This is a genomic window from Actinomadura sp. NPDC048955 (genome assembly GCF_040649435.1).
Taxonomy (GTDB): domain Bacteria; phylum Actinomycetota; class Actinomycetes; order Streptosporangiales; family Streptosporangiaceae; genus Spirillospora; species Spirillospora luteofluorescens.
This window is the reverse complement of record NZ_JBEZJI010000026.1, coordinates 82,555-99,811: the sequence shown is the minus strand read 5'-3', so window position 1 is coordinate 99,811 and position 17,257 is coordinate 82,555. Positions and strand designations below refer to the sequence as shown.

Genomic DNA, 17,257 nt, shown 5'->3' with positions numbered 1-17,257 from the left:
CGGGAGTACGCCCGGCGGCAACGCCGCGACCTCACGAAGTCAGGGTCGTTCAGGGCCTGCGGTCGTGGAAGGTGCGGCGCAGGTCGCTCACCCAGGCGTCGGGGTTCTCCCAGGGAATGAAGTGGCCGCCATGGTCATGGGCGTTGACATTGACGTGGTTGAACCAACCGGCCTGCGGACCTGCCTTGAACGCCTGGACGCGCTCGTCTGCGGTGTGGATGCCGGGCGGGTTCTCGTACGTGACGAAGGTGAGCCCGACCGGGGCCTGCACGACCGGGGTGCGGTCGTGGGCAGGGGCCCAGGGGTAGCGGTTGGCGTTGGCGTAGTACCGCATCGACGTGGCGATGGAGTTGTTCACCCAGTAGATCGTGGCGTGGGTGAGCAGGTCGTCCTTGGTGAAGACGGACTCGACGTCGCCGCCGTTGTCGCTCCAGGCGCGCCAGCGCTCCAGCAGCCAGGCGAGCAGTCCGGCGGGTGAGTCGCTCAGCCCGTGGGCCAGGGTGGCGCCGTCGAGCATGTGCACGGTCAGGTGGGACGCCGACCGGTGGTCCAGCTCGATGATGCGGGCCCGGACGTCGTCGGGCTGGTCGTCGCTAAGGGGCCGGTTCCGGGTGAAGCTCCAGGCGCGGGGCCCGTTGAAGAAGTCGAGCGGCAGCCCGGAGCCGATGTGGATGCCGTACAGCTCGCCGGCGTACTTGTGGCCGAGCTGGCTGGTGACGATCCCGCCGATGTCGCAGCCCCCGGCGGCGTACTTCTCGTATCCCAGGGTCTCGGTCATCAGGGTGTGCCAAAGGTCGGAGACCTTCCAGAAGTTGACGTCCGGGAAGCCGGTGAGGGGGCCGGGGAAACCGAAGCCGGGCAGGGACGGCACGATGACGTCGAACGCGTCGGCGGGGTCACCGCCGAACGCGGCCGGGTCGGCGAGCGGGTCGATCACCTTCGACCAGTGCCAGAACGTCCACGGCCAGCCGTGGGTGAGGATCAGCGGGATCGGGCGGGGCCCGCGGCCGGGCTTGCGCATGAAGTGCACCGGGACACCGGCGACGCTCACCTGGTAGTGCTCGTAGGCGTTGATGGCGGCCTCGGCCTTGCGCCAGTCGTAGCCGTCCCGCCAGTAGGCGACCAGCCCGCGGAGGTAGCCGTCCGGGACGCCGTAGGACCAGTCCTCGTTCCCCTCGTCCAGCGGCGGCCGGGTCAGCGTGAGACGGGTGCGCAGGTCATCGAGGACCTCGTCGGACACATGGATCGGCGTGGGCTCCAGAGGGAAGGCGTGCGGGCTGGTCATCACGTGGTTCCTTACTGGGTGAGAGAAGTGCCGTCGGCCCTCGGCAACGGGCCGGGGCCGCCGTCCCCTGGCGCGGCCGTCAGCGGCTGGGGACCGGCGCCTGCCGGTCGATCTCACGGCACAGAACAGTGATCACGTCATCGAAGACGGCGGCGCCGTGCTTCCGGATGAGAACACCGTAGAGGTCCTTGCGGCTGGCCTCCCTGACCACCCAGCTGAGGGTGGCGTGATGAACCCGGCGACCAGCGGCCAGATCGTCGTACGCGTCGCGCGCGACCCTCATCAACTCCGGACAGGCCGCAGACTCCGCCAGAATCATGCGCATCGCATCGGGGAGATTCATGCGAGGATTCTAGGTCCAGCCGGCACCACCGACATATGCCCCAGCCGCGCCCGACCGAGGATGCGCCAAGCTCACCAGCAACCGTTGAGCCTGGCGAAGCAGCCACCTGCCCAGCAACCGCAACCGACAGGGGGGCGTGGGGGCGAAGCCCCCACATCGGGGGTCCGGGGGTCGCCCCCCGGGCAGAACGACGAAGGAGTGGCGGGGAAGAAACCCGAAGGGCTTCGACCACACCACTCCCAACTCCGAAGTGGGCCTAGGTGGACTTGAACCACCGGCCTCATCCTTATCAGGGATGCGCTCTAACCGACTGAGCTATAGGCCCGGAGTGTGCCGCCGCCCCTGGCGGCGCAACGAGAGGTTACCCCATCTAGGCGGGCAACCGGAAATCGATAACCGGGGGCGGCGGGCAGGGCTACTCGGCTTCCTTGAGGGTGACCTCGACGCCGCCCACGAGGTCGGCGGCGAGGTTGTAGATGACGGAGCCGACCGTCGAGAGGGCGGTGATGAGCAGGACGTTCAGGGCGCCGACGAGGACGGTGTAACCGAAGACGCGGACGAAGGAGAACCAGCTTCCGGCGTCGACGCCGCCGGTGGTCTCGCCCTGCTCCTTGGTGAGGCTGTTGACGGTGTCGCTGATCGCGTCGAAGACGCCGAGCCCGGACAGGATCACGTACAGGACGATGACGGCGACCAGCAGGACGACGAAGCAGACCAGCGACATGACGAAGCTGAACTTCATCACCGACCAGGGTTCGAGCCTGGCGAGCTGGAGCTGGGCCTTGCGCGCGGGCTTGCCGGGCGCGGGCTTGGACGCGGCGCCGGCCGGGGCCATCGCGGTGGACGGACGGTCCTTGAGGACGGTGCCGGCGAAGCCGCGCCCACCCGACCCGGACGAGCCGGACGAGTTGCCGGAGGGCCCGCTAGCCGAATTGAACCCCTTGCCGGGACTGTCCGTACGTCCTGCCGAGACCGAACCGGACGGCTCGGCGGGTTTGGCCCAGCCCGCCGAGCCGGAGCCGCCCCCAGGGCTTGAGGCGGGACCGGCCGGGGCGCCTGCGGCGCCGCCGACCGGAGGCGCCGGCTTGGCGGCCGGCTTGGGCGGTTCGGCCGTGTCCTTGACCGGGGCGATCTCGGGTGTGCCGGCCGCCTTGGCCGGGGCGTCGTCGATCTGGGTGAGATCGGACCGCGTCTCGTCGGCCTTGCCCGCCGGGTCCGTCGCGCCGGTGTCGATGTCGACGGTGGTCTCGTCCCGCCCGGACTTGGCGGACGCGGCGGCCACCGTCTTGCCCGGCTTCCCCCTGGGCTTGCCGGTGGACTTGGCGGGGCCGGGCTTGGCGCCGGGTTTCCGGTCGCCGCCCTTGCCGGCGGCGCCGGCCCCGTCGTTGTCCTGGCCGGGCTCGGTGCTCACGTGTCCTCCTGGCCTAGTGGCTCGGTGAGGGTGCAGGATACGTCACTCACCGTCGCCCCCTTCGGCTTCGTCAGAGTCCTCCATGGACTCTACGTTCCTCGCGATGGCCACCACGCTGTCCCCGTCGGCGAGATTCATCAGACGGACGCCCATGGTCTGCCTGCCGGACTGCTTGATCTCGGCGGCGGTGGTACGGATCACGCCACCGTTCGACGTCATCGCGAACACCTCGTCGTCCAGGCCGACCATCAGGGCCCCGACCAACATCCCGCGAGATTCCACGATCTTAGCGGTGAGAACGCCCTTACCCCCACGTCCCTGCAGCGGGTACTGGTCCACCGGGGTGCGCTTGGCGTAGCCGCCCCGGGTGGCCACCAGGACGTCCTGCGAGGTGTCCTGCACGACGAGCATGTTGAGGACCTCCTGGTCCTCCTCGAACCGCATGCCGATGACGCCGGAGGTGGCGCGTCCCATCGGGCGCAGCGACTCGTCGTCGGCGCGGAACCGGATCGCCTGGGCGCCGGTGGAGACCATCAGCAGGTCGTCGTCGGACGACACGAGCCGCGCCGCGATCACCTCGTCGTCGTCGACGAGGTTGATGGCGATGATGCCGCCGGTGCGGGGCGAGTCGAAGTCGCGCAGCGCGGTCTTCTTGACGCGGCCCTTCTTCGTGCCGAGCACCAGGTAGGGGGCGACCTCGTAGTCGCGCAGGTCCATGACCTGGGCGATGTGCTCGTCGGGCTGGAAGGCGAGCAGGTTCGCGACGTGCTGGCCGCGCGAGTCGCGCCCGGAGTCGGGCAGCTCGTAGGCCTTGGCGCGGTAGACGCGGCCCTTGTTGGTGAAGAACAGGATCCAGTGGTGCGTCGTGGTGACGAAGAACTGGTCGACGATGTCGTCCTGCTTCAGCTGCGCGCCGCGGACGCCCTTGCCGCCGCGCCGCTGCGCGCGGTAGTGGTCGGTGCGGGTGCGCTTGGCGTAGCCGCCGCGGGTGATGGTGACGACGACGTCCTCTTCGGCGATGAGGTCCTCGTACGACACGTCCCCGTCGAACGGGATGATCTCGGTGCGCCGCTCGTCGCCGAACTTCTCGACGATCGGGGCGAGCTCGTCGCCGACGATCCGGCGCTGCCGCTCGGGCGAGGCGAGGATCTCGTTGTAGTCGGAGATCTCTGCCATGAGCTTGTCGTACTCGTCGATGATCTGCTGCCGCTCCAGGGCGGCGAGCTTGCGCAGCTGCATGTCGAGGATGGCCTGCGCCTGGATCTCGTCGATCTCCAGCAGGTTCATCAGGCCCTGCTGCGCCTGCGAGGCGGACGGCGAGCGCCGGATCAGGGCGATGACCTCGTCGATGCGGTCGAGGGCCTTGAGCAGGGCGCGCAGGATGTGGGCGCGCTCCTCGGCCTTGCGGAGCAGGAACCGGGTGCGGCGGACGATGACGTCGATCTGGTGCGCGACCCAGTGCCGGACGAACTGGTCGATGCGCAGGGTGCGCGGCACCCCGTCCACGAGCGCGAGCATGTTCGCGCCGAACGTCTCCTGCAGCTGCGTGTGCTTGTACAGGTTGTTCAGGACGACCTTGGCGACGGCGTCCCGCTTGAGGACGATGACCAGGCGCTGCCCGGTCCGGCCGGACGTCTCGTCGCGGACGTCGGCGATGCCGTCGAGCTTGCCCTCCTTCACCCCGTCGGCAATCTTGAGGGCGAGGTTGTCCGGGTTGACCTGGTAGGGGAGCTCGGTGACGACGAGGCAGGTGCGGCCCTGGATCTCCTCGACCTCGACGACGGCCCGCATCGTGATGGAGCCGCGGCCGGTCCGGTAGGCCTCCTCGATGCCCTTGCGGCCGACGATCAGGCCGGCGGTCGGGAAGTCGGGGCCCTTGACCCGCTCGATCAGCGCTTCGAGCAGCTCCTCGTCGGTCGCGCCGTAGTTGTCGAGGTACCAGCGGACGCCGTCGGCGACCTCGCGCAGGTTGTGCGGCGGGATGTTCGTCGCCATCCCGACCGCGATACCGGCGGACCCGTTGACCAGCAGGTTCGGGTACCGGGACGGCAGGACGTCGGGCTCCTGCGAGCGGCCGTCGTAGTTGGGGGAGAAGTCGACGGTCTCCTTGTCGATGTCGCGCAGGAGCTCCATCGCCAGGGGCGCCATGCGGCACTCGGTGTACCGCATGGCCGCGGCGGGGTCGTTGCCGCGCGAGCCGAAGTTGCCGTTTCCGTCGACCAGCGGGTACCGCATCGACCACGGCTGGGCGAGCCGGACGAGCGCGTCGTAGATGGCCGAGTCGCCGTGGGGGTGGTAGTTCCCCATGACGTCGCCGACGACGCGGGCGCACTTGAAGTAGCCGCGGTCGGGCCGGTAGCCGCCGTCGTACATCGCGTACAGGACGCGGCGGTGAACGGGTTTGAGGCCGTCGCGCACCTCGGGCAGCGCGCGCGCGACGATGACCGACATCGCGTAGTCGAGATAGCTCTTCTGCATCTCGACCTGGATGTCGACCGGTTCGATCCGTTCGCCCGGGTGGCCGCCCTCTGTGGTCACGTCCGTCACTCTCAAGACCTCTTCTGCTCGGTGGGAAGGAAGTACGTCCGCCTCTGGGAGTCAGGCCGGGGAGCCGGCCCTGGCGCGTACCTCAGATGTCGAGGAAGCGCACGTCCTTGGCGTTGCGCTGGATGAACTCCCGGCGGGGCTCGACCTCCTCGCCCATGAGCACGCTGAACAGCTCGTCCGCCTGGGCGGCGTCGTCCAGCTGGACCTGCAGCAGGACCCGGTTGTCGGGGTCCATGGTGGTGTCCCACAGCTCGTTGGCGTTCATCTCGCCGAGGCCCTTGAACCGCTGCACGAGGTCGCGGGGACGGGGGTCGCGCTTGCCCGCGGCGATCCCGGCCTCGATGATCGCGTCCCGCTCGGAGTCGGAGAAGGCGTAGTCGGCCTCGGTGCCCCGCGCGTCCCACTTGATCTTGTAGAGCGGGGGCTGCGACAGGTACACGTGGCCGGCCTCGATCAGCGGCTTCATGAACCGGAACAGCAGCGTCATCAGCAGGGTGTTGATGTGGTGGCCGTCCACGTCGGCGTCCGACATCAGGATGATCTTGTGGTAGCGCAGCTTGGAGATGTCGAACTCGTCGTGCACCCCGGTGCCGAGGGCGGTGATGATCGCCTGCACCTCGTTGTTCTTCAGGATCTTGTCGATCCTGGCCTTCTCCACGTTCAGGATCTTGCCGCGGATCGGGAGGATCGCCTGGAAGTGCGGGTCGCGGCCGCCCTTGGCCGAGCCGCCCGCCGAGTCGCCCTCCACGATGTAGAGCTCGGACCTGGCCGGGTCGGTGGACTGGCAGTCCGACAGCTTGCCGGGCAGGGACGTCGACTCCAGCAGGCTCTTGCGCCGGGTCAGGTCGCGCGCCTGCCGCGCCGCGACACGCGCCCGCGCCGCCTGCGAGGCCTTGCTGATGATCTCCTTGGCCTCGCCCGGGTTCTCCTCGAACCAGTCGCGCAGGTAGACGTTGCAGGCCCGCTGCACGAACGACTTGGCCTCGGTGTTGCCGAGCTTGGTCTTGGTCTGCCCCTCGAACTGGGGGTCGGCCAGCTTGATCGAGATGATCGCGGTGAGGCCCTCGCGGACGTCCTCGCCGGTCAGGTTGTCGTCCTTGTCGCGCAGCAGGCCCTTGTCGCGGGCGTACCGGTTGACGATCGTGGTGAGCGCCGCCCGGAAGCCCTCCTCGTGGGTGCCGCCCTCCGCCGTGTTGATGGTGTTGGCGAAGGTGTGGACCGACTCGGAGTAGGACGAGTTCCACTGCATGGCGATCTCGATCGACATGCCGGTGGTGTCGTCGCTGAAGTAGATGACCGACTCGTGCGCGGAGTCCTTGCGCGCGTTGATGTAGCGGACGAAGTCCTCGATACCGCCTTCGTAGTGGTACCGGACGACGTGCGGCTCACCGTCGGCGTGGTCGGGACGCTCGTCCCGCAGCGTGATGGACAGGCCGCGGTTGAGGAACGCCATCTCCTGCATGCGGCGGGAGAGGGTCTCGAAGTTCCACTCGAGGGTCTCGAAGATCTCAGGGTCGGGCCAGAACTTGATGAGCGTCCCGGTCTCGTCGGTCGCCTCGCCCTTCTGGAGCTCGATCTCGGGCCCCTGCCACGTGTAGGACTGGCGCCACACGTGGCCGTCGGCGCGGACCTCGGCCTCCAGCCGGGTGGACAGCGCGTTCACCACGGCCGAGCCCACACCGTGCAGACCGCCCGACACGGCGTAGGACTTGCCGTCGAACTTGCCGCCCGCGTGCAGTGTGGTGAGCACCAGCTCGATGGCCGGGCGCTTTTCCACAGGGTGCATCCCGACGGGGATACCGCGGCCGTTGTCGAGGACGCCGACGCCGCCGTCGGCCATGAGCGTCACCACGATCTCGTCGGCGTAGCCGGCCAAGGCCTCGTCGACCGCGTTGTCCACGATCTCGTAGACGAGGTGGTGCAGGCCGCGCTCACCGGTCGAGCCGATGTACATGCCCGGGCGCTTGCGAACCGCCTCAAGCCCTTCAAGGACAGTGATCGAACTAGCGTCGTACGCCAAAGGAGATCCTCCTGCCGGGGATGTCTGCCGCTCCGCGCCCGAGGGAGGCGCGGTGTGCCCCGTAACACACATGGGGGCGCCCGGTGGTGCTCTGGTCGTGCCGGTCAGAGCCCCGGGCACCCGTTGGCGGCGCAGCATCCTGAACCCACAGTCATTCTACCGGGTGACGAGGCGAAAAGTGGCACTCGCGAGCGCTGTGTGCGCGTGTGGCGGCCGAGAGGGCCCGGAGACACATCCCCCCATTGGGCCAGGGGGGTTATTTGGCCTACGTGGCGCTCGCCGCTGAACTGGACGTCCCGTCACCGAACAGATGTTCCCACCCGCCACTGACACTCGCCGCGGCCCCGGGGCATCGGCTCAGCGGGCGCGCCACGCGCCCGTCCGGCGCGGCCCTGACGAGGGCCCCACGACCTTCACCCGGCGGACGGTGCCGTGGCCGAGCTCCTCGTTCAGCCGCCGCACGAGCGTGGACGACAGCAGGCGGAGCTGCGTGGCCCACGTCGTGGAATCGGCCGCGACCGTGAGTTCGCCGTCCTCGAAGTGGTCGGGCCGGGTGTGCTCGGCCAGCTCCGGGCCGACGATGCCGGCCCAGTTGCCGAACACGCCCCCGACGGCGGCGCGCTGCTCCCACCCGCGCGACGCCATCAGCTCGCGGATCGCCGCGCTGAAGAGCTTGGGGTCGCCGCCCCGCCCGGGGTCGCGCACGCGCCCGCCCCGCCCGGCGCCCTTGCGCTTGCCGCCCTGACCGGGCATCGTGCCGCGCTTGAGTGCGTCCGCCTTCGCCTGGGCGAGCGCCTCGCGGGCCAGCTCGATCCCCGACTTGGCGGGCGGAACCCCGTCTTCGGCGGACTTGTGCACATCCTGTGGATCACTCACTCGCTCGCCCCCTCGGACTCACGAACGACCAGGCCGTCCGAGACGGTATACGAGCCCCCCGTCAGTTCTGCGGGGACGTCGGCGGGAACCGCCGCCGTGATCAGGACCTGCTCGGCCGGCGCGACCATCTCAGCGAGCCTGCTGCGACGCCCGGTGTCGAGCTCGGCGAACACGTCGTCCAGGATGAGGACGGGGTCGTCGCCGTCCGCGCGGAGCAGGTCGAACGCGGCCAGCCGCAGCCCGAGCGCGAACGACCACGACTCGCCGTGGCTGGCGTAGCCGCGCGCCGGAAGCTCCCCGAGGCGCAGCACCAGCTCGTCCCTGTGCGGGCCGACGAGGCTCACGCCGCGCTCCAGTTCCTGCTTGCGCGACTCGGCGACCGCCTTCAGGATCTGCTCGGCCAGTTGTCCACGGTCTGTGGACAACTCCGCGTCCCCGAGGGAGCTCTTGTAGATGAGGTCGGCCGCGCCGCTGTGCGGAGCGAGCGCCGCGTAGGCCTGGACCACGAGCGGACGCAGCGCCTCGACGAGATCGAGCCGCGCCGCCAGGAGCTCCGAGCCCATGCGCGCCAGATGCGAGTCCCACACGTCCAGGGTGGCGAGCACCTCCGGGCCGGGGGAGCGCCTGTGCGCGGCCGCCGATTTCAACAGGGCGTTGCGCTGCTTGAGGACGCGGTCGTAGTCGGACCGCACACCGGCGAACCTCGGCGCCCGCGCGGTCAGCAACTCGTCCATGAACCGGCGCCGCTCCCCCGGGTCGCCCTTCACGAGCGCGAGGTCCTCCGGGGCGAACAGCACCGTCCGCAGCATCCCCAGGATCTCGCGCGGCCGGGGGATGGGGGACCGGTTGAGCCGCGCCCGGTTCGCCTTGCCCGGGTTGATCTCAAGCTCGATCAGCGCCTTGCGGTCGTCCTTCACCACCCCGGCACGGACGATCGCCCGCGGCGCCCCGTGCCGGACGAGCGGCGCATCCGTCGCGGCCCTGTGACTGCCGTGCGACGCGACGTACCCGATCGCCTCGACCAGGTTCGTCTTGCCCTGCCCGTTCGGCCCCACGAACGCGGTGACCCCCGGCTCCAGCGCGACCTCGGCGGCCGGATACGAGCGGAAGTCCTGCAACGAAAGGTGGGCGACGTGCACAACACACGAGCGTAGAGCCTCCCCCGCCCCCACCACACACTTCACCCACACCCGCAGGCCGACACGCCGCCGAATGCCCCCGGGGCAGGTCCGCGGGTCACGTCCGCGCAGGACACGTCCGCGCAGGACACGTCCCCGCCCTCCCAGGGGGGCCGACCCCACTCCCAGCCTGAAACACATCGCGGGGAGGCGGGGTCGGAACCCACAACTGTGGATAACTAAGGGGTCAGACCGAGGGAGGGTTGACGTCGGCGCCGGGGGAGTCCGCGCCCTTGGAGGACTCGACGGCGTGGCCGCCGAACTGGTTGCGGAGGGCGGCGACGACGCGCATCGTGGGGGAGTCGTCCTGGCGGGAGGCGAAGCGGGCGAACAGGGACGCCGTGATGGCGGGCAGCGGGACGGCGTGGTCGACGGCGGCCTGGACCGTCCAGCGGCCCTCGCCGGAGTCGTTGGCGTAGCCGCGCAGGTCGTCCAGCTCGGGGTCGCCGGCGAGCGCGCGGTTCAGCAGGTCGAGCAGCCAGGAGCGGATGACGGTGCCCTCCTGCCAGCTCAGGAACGTCTCCGGCACGTTGGTGACGATGTCGCTGGCCTCGATCAGCTCGTAGCCCTCGCCGAACGCCTGCATCATCGCGTACTCGATGCCGTTGTGGACCATCTTCACGAAGTGGCCGGCGCCGACCTTGCCGGAGTGGACGAACCCGTACTCCCCCTCCGGCTTGAGCGTCTCGAAGATCGGCATCAGCCGCTTCACGTCGTCCTCGTCGCCGCCGACCATGAGCGCGTAGCCGTTCTCCAGGCCCCACACGCCGCCGCTGACACCGCAGTCGAGGAACCCGATCCCCTTGGCCGCCAGCTCCTCGCCGTGCTTCCGGTCGTCCACATAGTGTGAATTACCGCCGTCCACGACGAGGTCGCCCTGCTCCAGGATTTCCCCCAGCTTGTGGATGGTCTCCGCCGTCGGCCCGCCCGCGGGGACCATCACCCACACGGCACGCGGCGGGGACAACCGCTCCACCAGCTCCTCGACCGAGCCGACGTCGCTGACCTGCGGGTCGCGGTCGTAGCCGATGACGGTGTGGCCGCCGCGGCGCAGCCGCTCGGCCATGTTGCCGCCCATCTTGCCCAGGCCGATGATGCCAAGCTCCATGAAACGCTCACTCTCCCCTGTGCGTGCCTGCCTGTGTCCGCCTGCTCTGCCTCGACCGCGGGGCGCGGCTCCCCGTGGACAACGCCACGGTGCCATGCCCCAGAGGTCGGTACTTATCCGGACAGACGAACCGGCATGATCAGGTAACGGTAGTTCGGGTTCTCGCCGTCCTGCGGCGGCTTCCCGGTGAGGACGGCGGGCTTGGTCGGGGTGGTGAAGGACAGCCGCGCCACGTCCGAGCCGATCGCGGAGAGCCCGTCGAGGAGGAACCCGGGGTTGAACGCGATGTCGATGTCCTCGCCCTCCAGGGACGCCTCCAGCGCCTCCACGGCCTGAGCCTCGTCGCCCGTCCCGGCCTCCAGGACGACCTCGCCCTGGCTGAACGAGAGCCGGACGGGGGTGTTGCGCTCCGCCACCAGGGACACGCGCTTGACGGCCTCGATGAAGGAGGCCGTCTGGACCTCGGCGAGGCCCGCGTACTCGCTCGGCAGCAGCGAGCGGTACTTGACGAAGTCGCCGTCCAGCAGCCGGGACGTGGTGCGGCGGCCGCCGCCCTCGAAACCGATCATGCCTTCGCCGGTGCCGCCCGTCCCGCCGAGCGCGATCGACACCTCCGCGCCGGCCGTCAGCGACTTGGCGGTGTCGGCCAGCGTGCGGGCCGGGACGAGAGCGACGGCGGAGAAGTCCGGGCGCTCGGGCTTCCAGTGCATCTCGCGGACGGCGAGGCGGTAGCGGTCCGTGGACGCCAGCGTGACGGTCTCACCCTCGATCTCCACACGGACACCGGTCAGCATGGGGATCGTGTCGTCCTTGCCCGCGGCGATCGCGACCTGGGACACGGCGGCGGCGAACTCGTCGCTGCCCACCGACCCCGCGGCGGGCGGCATCTCCGGCAGCGTCGGGTAGTCCTCCACAGGCATGGTGAGAAGTGTGAACTTCGCGCTGCCGCAGCGGAGCATCACCTTCGCGCCGTCCGTCGTCACCTCCACAGGGTGGGGAGGAAGGCTGCGCGAGATCTCGGCGAGGAGCCGTCCGGACACCAGCGCCGTCCCGGCCTCCTCCACGTCGATGTCCGTGGACACCTGGGCCGAGACCTCGTAGTCGAACGCGGAGAGCTTCAGCCGGTCGCCGTTGCCCTCGCCCCCGGCGACGATGTGCATGCCCGCGAGGACCGGCACCGGGGGACGGACGGGGAGCGTGCGCGCGGTCCAGGCGACGGCGTCGGCCAGGGCGTCTCTGTCGATGCGGAACTTCAAAGGGACCCGCCTCCTGCAGGTGTCGGACAAGGGTGAGCTGATCTCGTCCGGGCCGGGGCGCTCGGTGCGCGTTGTCCCCAGGCCCTGACTTGAGATGGATCTTTTCTTGGATAGAGATGTAGAGCAGTACTAGTAATAGGGGCCGTGGATAGTGTGGACAACGCCCGTTGTCGCAGGTGAGACCCCGTTTCTCTGTCCACCGGCGCTGTGCATGGCCCGTGGACGGCGCGGCGCCGCCTGGGGACGGCGAAAACATCCCCACACGTCATCCTCATGTCATCCCCCGGTTATCCACGAGTTCTCCACGGGTATACAGCCCGTTCGCCCTCCCTGGGGATGACGGGGCCGGTGATCTTCGTGACCGTCCCCAGGTCGTCCCCAGGCCGTCCACCGGTTTTCCCCAGAAGGCCGGGCGGTGGTGCACACCCGGTCCACACCCGTCCACCGTTCATCCTCAGCTTCTCCAACGGTTGCCCACAGGGTTATCCGCGAAAATCCCCAGAGTTTTCCACAACTTGTGAGTAGCGCCGTCGATTCTCGGGGGACGCGTGCCTTTTGTCGGTTCTTTGCCTCGGCGAGGGTGTGGACGGCGCGGGCGGGGTCCGTCCACAGGCGTGACGCGGGTCTGTCCACAGTGTGTACGAACAGGGGGATCAGCGCTTGCGGGCCTGGTGCTTGATGCGCCCCGTCAGCTCCGTGACCTGGTTGTATATGGCGCGGCGCTCGGCCATCAGCGACCGGATCTTGCGTTCGGCGTGCATGACCGTGGTGTGGTCGCGTCCGCCGAACTGCTGACCGATCTTCGGGAGGGACAGTTCGGTCAGCTCCCGGCACAGGTACATCGCGATCTGCCGGGCGGTGACGAGCATCCGCGAGCGGGACGGGCCGCACAGGTCGTCGATCGTCGTCCCGAAGTACTCGACGGTCTGCGCCATGATCATCGCGGCGGTGATCTCGGGACCGGAGTCGTTGGGGATGAGGTCCTTCAGGACGATCTCGGCGAGCTTCATGTCGACCGACTGCCGGTTCAGGCTCGCGAACGCCGTGACCCGGATCAGTGCGCCCTCCAGCTCGCGGATGTTCGTCGCGATCTGCGAGGCGATGAACTCCAGCACGTCGGGCGGCGCGGCGAGGCCCTCCTGCCGGGCCTTCTTCTGCAGGATCGCGATCCGCGTCTCCAGCTCGGGCGGCTGGACGTCGGTCGTCAGGCCCCACTCGAACCGGTTGCGCAGCCGGTCCTCCAGCGTCACCAGCTCCTTGGGCGGCCGGTCGCTGGAGATCACGATCTGCTTGCTGGCGTTGTGGAGCGTGTTGAACGTGTGGAAGAACTCCTCCTGCGTCTGCTCCTTGCCCTCAAGGAACTGGATGTCGTCGACGAGGAGGATGTCCACATCCCGGTAGCGGCGGCGGAACCCGTCCGCCTTGCCGTCGCGGATCGAGTTGATGAAGTCGTTCGTGAACTCCTCGGAGCTCACGTAGCGGACCCGCGCCCCGTTGAAGAGGCTCTGCGCGTAGTGGCCGATCGCGTGCAGCAGGTGGGTCTTCCCCAGGCCCGAGTCGCCGTAGACGAACAGCGGGTTGTACGCCTTGGCCGGCTGCTCTGCCACAGCAACGGCGGCGGCGTGCGCGAACCTGTTCGACGAGCCGATGACGAACGTCTCGAACGTGTACTTCGGGTTCAGCCGTGCATGCTCGGACGCGCCGGACTGCTGCGCCGGCGCAGGGGCGGGCGCCCGTGGGTCGGACTTAGGGCCTCGGGGGTCGGACCCAGGAGCCCTGGAATCGGAGCTCTCCTCGTCCCGAAAGACGCCTTCACCCCTGTAGGACTGCTCACCGCTTGAAAAGGGCTGCTCAGCCCCTGGGAAGGACTGTTCGCCGTTCTGGAACTTGTCGTCCGAGTGCCCGAGCGGGGCCTCGTTCCCAGCGTGCTGAGGTTCGCGGCCCTGGGCCTCCCCGCGACCGCCAGGACGCAAGGGGCCGAGCGTGCGGTCGTTGAGATGAGAGTGCGGAGGGCGTCCTGGAGGCTCGCCGCCGTAGCCTTCCTGCCCCCCGTAGCTCGGGTAGCCGCGGCTTTCGTAGGGCGCCGGACCGCGCCCGCCGGGGCCCGCACCGTACGCGGGGGGACGGGTGGCAGGCGGGTACGATCCACGGTCGTCGTCCTGAGCCTGTGGATAACCTCCGGGCGAACCGGGGTTGTGGGTAACTCCCGACTGCGGCCGGTATCCCTGGTCTGTGTACGGCTGCTCCGGATACGGGCGGTCGGGACGTTCCGTGTAGGACGACTGGTCTCCGTACGGCTGCTCCCCGTAGGACTGCTCCGTATAGGAACGGTCTCGATCCCGGTCGCGGTCGTCGCGCGCCCGCTCCCCGTACGGCTCTCCATAAGAGGGAGTGGGCTCGTGCATACCGAGCCCTACGCCCGGCCCGGGAATCGGCGCGGAAAGGGGCTCGCCTGGACCCGGACGGGCGCCCGCCGGAGGGTCCGGCTGGACGGTCACCGCGACCCGGATCTCCCTGCCCAGCTCGTGGGAAAGAGCCTGCGTGATGAGGTTGCGCAGGCGCGTCTCCAGCGCGTCCTTGGCGAACTCGTTGGGCGCCGCGAGTAGTGCCGTCCCCTCGACGAGCGCCAGGGGGCGGACCATGGGCAGCCATGCGCGGTAACTCGGCGACAGATCGCTCTCGGACAGTGCGGTGAGGGTGCGGGCCCAGACCGATCCGAGATCCTGACCGTCCATGCGCAAGGTCCCCTCCCCACAACTCCGCCGAACGGAGCACCTGACTGCCCGGCTTTCCCGCGGGATGCCACACGCCTCACAGGACACTGCCGCGACGCGGAAGACTTACTCTCTCACGAGTTGTCCACAGAGTTGTCCACATGCTGTGCATAGGCATGGGGACCCTGTGTAAAACCCACGAGGCGGGCTCAGGGATATGCGGTCGACAAGGGGCCGGCCTTCATCAGGGCCGGTACGGGGGTGGTTCTCGAACGGGGGCTTGAGGGCTGAACGCCGACATCGGATTCGTCGAAGGAAGTGTCGGCTCGCCTCGTCGACCTTAACCGCTCCCGGACACAGCCGCAACACGGTCACCAACGATCCCGCCCGTCCACAGGAGCCCTGCGGTGGCCGCCTCCGTTTGACCGGCCGCCTGAATACCCCGTAACGTTCTGAGGTCGAGTCGCATCGACGGAGATGCCGCGTGCCCGCCGGCAGCCCCTCAGGAATGCTCGGGTGGGCCCCCGCTGCGGGGGACCGTACGCGGCCCTCGGTGCGAGCCTTCGAGCTTCAAGTCCTCAGACGATCCGACCGCAGCACTGGAGCCTCAAGTGAGCAAGCGTACCTTCCAGCCGAACAACCGTCGTCGCCACAAGAAGCACGGCTTCCGGCTGCGCATGCGCACGCGCGCGGGCCGCGCGATCCTGTCGAGCCGGCGGAGCAAGGGCCGCGCCCGCGTCGCGGTCTGACCCACCTTCATATAGTGCTGCCGTCCGGAAACCGGATGCGGCGGCGGGACGACTTCTCGTTGGCCGTCCGGCGCGGTCGCCGCGCCGGACGGCCAACTGTCGTCGTTCATCTGCTGCGCCCGGAAGAGGTCCGGCCGGCGGCCGCGCGGCCGCTGGTCGGGTTCATCGTGGCGCGCACCGTCGGCAACGCGGTGGTCCGCAACACGACCCGGCGCCGGCTGCGCCACCTGATGCGCCCGCACCTCGACCGCCTCCCAGCGGGTAGCCTGCTCGTAGTGCGCGCCAACCCCCGTGCGGGAGCGGCGCGACCAGACGAACTGGCCGCGGATCTGGAGTCGGCGCTCGACCGGCTGCTGCGGCCCGCGTCCAAGGGGCGAAGATGAGGAGTCCGCAGGGGACCGAGTTCCCCGCGCAGCACAGGACGGGCCGCCCAGGTCCCGTCGCGGTCGTGCTGATCCTTCTCGTCCGCGCCTATCGCCGCTTCTTGAGTCCCCTGCTCGGGCAGCAGTGCCGCTTCCAGCCCAGCTGCAGCGCGTACGGCCTGGAGGCGCTCCAGGTGCACGGGGCGCTGCGCGGCACGTGGCTGATCGTCCGCCGAATAGCGCGGTGCCATCCGTTCCACCCCGGCGGTTACGACCCGGTACCGCCGAAGAAGACGCCGGATCAGCGCGCGGCGGCTTCCTCGAACTCCGGCCGCGAGGAGAGCGGCCCCGCCCTAGCAGAGCCCAAGGAGCTGCCCGGTGCTTGATTGGTTGTACGAGATCGTCTCTCAGCTCATCGTGTGGATCCACACGGGGCTCAGTACGGTCGTCCCCAAGGACAGCGGATGGGCGTGGGGCGGTTCGATCATCCTCCTCACCGTCCTCCTGCGGCTGCTCCTCGTCCCCCTCTTCGTGAAGCAGATCCACGCTTCGCGCAAGATGCAGGAGCTGAACCCGAAGGTTCAGGCGCTGCGCAAGAAGTACAAGAACGACAAGCAGCGCCTCAACCAGGAGGTCATGAAGCTCTACCAGGAGAACGGCGCCAACCCGCTGTCGGGCTGCCTGCCGCTCCTGGTGCAGATGCCCATCTTCATCGGGCTGTTCCAGACGCTGAAGCGGATCTCGGACGCCAAGCCGGGGCAGAGCGTCTTCGCCGTCTCGTCCGACCTGGTGTCGAGCGCGCAGAACGCGAACATCTTCGGCGCCCACATCCCGGACACGTTCCTGAACGCCTGGGGCACCGACCCCAAGAGCTGGACGGCGATCGTCATCACCGGCATCGCCGTGGTGATCAGCTCCGTGACGACGTTCTTCACCGTCCGGGCCAGCATGAAGCGGCAGCCCGTCGCGGACGAGGCCAACCCGATGATGCAGGCGCAGAAGATGATGGTCTTCCTGGCGCCGCTGTTCGGCCTCTTCGGCCTCGGGTTCCCGCTGGGCGTCCTCATGTACTGGGTGACGTCCAACAGCTGGACCCTCGCGCAGCAGCACTACATCTACAAGCGGTACCCACCGCCCGGCACGGACGGCGCGGCCGCGGCGACCACGGCCAAGACGGGGGCGAAGACCGACTCCAAGACCGCCGGGTCGAAGCCCTCCGGCTCCAAGGCCGGGGCGTCCAAGAACGGCCAGGCGCCCTCGACCGGCATCAAGGCGAAGCTGAAGAAGGAGCCGGAGCCGACTCCCGAGCCCGAGGACAAGCCGAAGGTCGTGCGCAACCAGCCGACCCGCAAGTCGCGCAGCAAGCGCAGCGGTACCCAGAAGCGCTAGTTTGGACCCCGAGCACGTG

Annotated in this window: 14 protein-coding genes and 1 tRNA gene; 4 read left to right on the top strand and 11 right to left on the bottom strand. The window is 69.2% G+C overall.

The window, feature by feature from the left end; translation table 11 throughout:
• Positions 1 to 49: 49 nt before the first annotated feature.
• From AB0C84_RS24325 to dnaA, 11 genes are all read right to left on the bottom strand, one after another.
• Complete coding sequence (locus tag AB0C84_RS24325; RefSeq protein ID WP_361070312.1) at positions 50 to 1,285, bottom strand: epoxide hydrolase family protein; 1,236 nt, start codon at positions 1,283 to 1,285, stop codon at positions 50 to 52.
• A gap of 79 nt (positions 1,286 to 1,364) precedes the next feature.
• Positions 1,365 to 1,628, bottom strand: coding sequence for a hypothetical protein (locus AB0C84_RS24320; protein ID WP_361070309.1), 264 nt, complete (start codon positions 1,626 to 1,628; stop codon positions 1,365 to 1,367).
• Positions 1,629 to 1,879: 251 nt separating this feature from the next.
• Positions 1,880 to 1,953: transfer RNA gene (locus tag AB0C84_RS24315), tRNA-Ile, on the bottom strand.
• 90 nt (positions 1,954 to 2,043) lie between these two features.
• Complete coding sequence (locus AB0C84_RS24310; protein ID WP_361070306.1) at positions 2,044 to 3,039, bottom strand: DUF3566 domain-containing protein; 996 nt, start codon at positions 3,037 to 3,039, stop codon at positions 2,044 to 2,046.
• A 42-nt stretch (positions 3,040 to 3,081) separates the two neighbouring features.
• Positions 3,082 to 5,586, bottom strand: a complete 2,505-nt coding sequence (gene gyrA, locus AB0C84_RS24305) for a DNA gyrase subunit A (protein WP_361070303.1) — start codon at positions 5,584 to 5,586, stop codon at positions 3,082 to 3,084.
• 82 nt (positions 5,587 to 5,668) lie between these two features.
• The gene (gene gyrB / locus AB0C84_RS24300) at positions 5,669 to 7,606 is read right to left on the bottom strand and encodes a DNA topoisomerase (ATP-hydrolyzing) subunit B (protein ID WP_179845223.1); all 1,938 of its coding nucleotides are present in this window, start codon (positions 7,604 to 7,606) and stop codon (positions 5,669 to 5,671) included.
• Between the two features lie 357 nt (positions 7,607 to 7,963).
• Complete coding sequence (locus tag AB0C84_RS24295) at positions 7,964 to 8,482, bottom strand: DciA family protein (protein ID WP_179845224.1); 519 nt, start codon at positions 8,480 to 8,482, stop codon at positions 7,964 to 7,966.
• Positions 8,479 to 9,621, bottom strand: coding sequence for a DNA replication/repair protein RecF (gene recF, locus AB0C84_RS24290; protein WP_361070298.1), 1,143 nt, complete (start codon positions 9,619 to 9,621; stop codon positions 8,479 to 8,481). The genes AB0C84_RS24295 and recF overlap by 4 nt, the downstream gene beginning before the upstream one ends.
• A gap of 226 nt (positions 9,622 to 9,847) precedes the next feature.
• A complete protein-coding gene (gene gnd, locus AB0C84_RS24285; RefSeq protein WP_258940318.1) occupies positions 9,848 to 10,864 on the bottom strand; it encodes a phosphogluconate dehydrogenase (NAD(+)-dependent, decarboxylating) in 1,017 nt (338 codons plus the stop codon).
• A 17-nt stretch (positions 10,865 to 10,881) separates the two neighbouring features.
• Positions 10,882 to 12,024: a DNA polymerase III subunit beta gene (dnaN, locus tag AB0C84_RS24280; protein WP_179845227.1), complete on the bottom strand. Its 1,143-nt coding sequence runs from the start codon at positions 12,022 to 12,024 to the stop codon at positions 10,882 to 10,884.
• Positions 12,025 to 12,677: 653 nt separating this feature from the next.
• Complete coding sequence (gene dnaA / locus AB0C84_RS24275; RefSeq protein ID WP_361070293.1) at positions 12,678 to 14,759, bottom strand: chromosomal replication initiator protein DnaA; 2,082 nt, start codon at positions 14,757 to 14,759, stop codon at positions 12,678 to 12,680.
• A 590-nt stretch (positions 14,760 to 15,349) separates the two neighbouring features.
• Between dnaA and rpmH the strand changes: the two genes are divergently transcribed.
• Genes rpmH through yidC form a run of 4 tightly spaced genes read left to right on the top strand, consistent with a single transcriptional unit; the run spans position 15,350 to position 17,238 of the window.
• Entirely contained in the window at positions 15,350 to 15,487 is a 138-nt protein-coding gene (gene rpmH, locus AB0C84_RS24270) for a 50S ribosomal protein L34 (protein WP_179845229.1), read from the top strand.
• Positions 15,488 to 15,501: 14 nt separating this feature from the next.
• Positions 15,502 to 15,870 (top strand): ribonuclease P protein component, encoded by a 369-nt coding sequence (gene rnpA / locus AB0C84_RS24265; RefSeq protein ID WP_179845230.1) that lies wholly within the window; start codon positions 15,502 to 15,504, stop codon positions 15,868 to 15,870.
• Complete coding sequence (yidD, locus tag AB0C84_RS24260; protein WP_179845231.1) at positions 15,867 to 16,235, top strand: membrane protein insertion efficiency factor YidD; 369 nt, start codon at positions 15,867 to 15,869, stop codon at positions 16,233 to 16,235. The genes rnpA and yidD overlap by 4 nt, the downstream gene beginning before the upstream one ends.
• Positions 16,228 to 17,238: a membrane protein insertase YidC gene (gene yidC / locus AB0C84_RS24255; protein ID WP_258940320.1), complete on the top strand. Its 1,011-nt coding sequence runs from the start codon at positions 16,228 to 16,230 to the stop codon at positions 17,236 to 17,238. The genes yidD and yidC overlap by 8 nt, the downstream gene beginning before the upstream one ends.
• Positions 17,239 to 17,257: the final 19 nt, after the last annotated feature.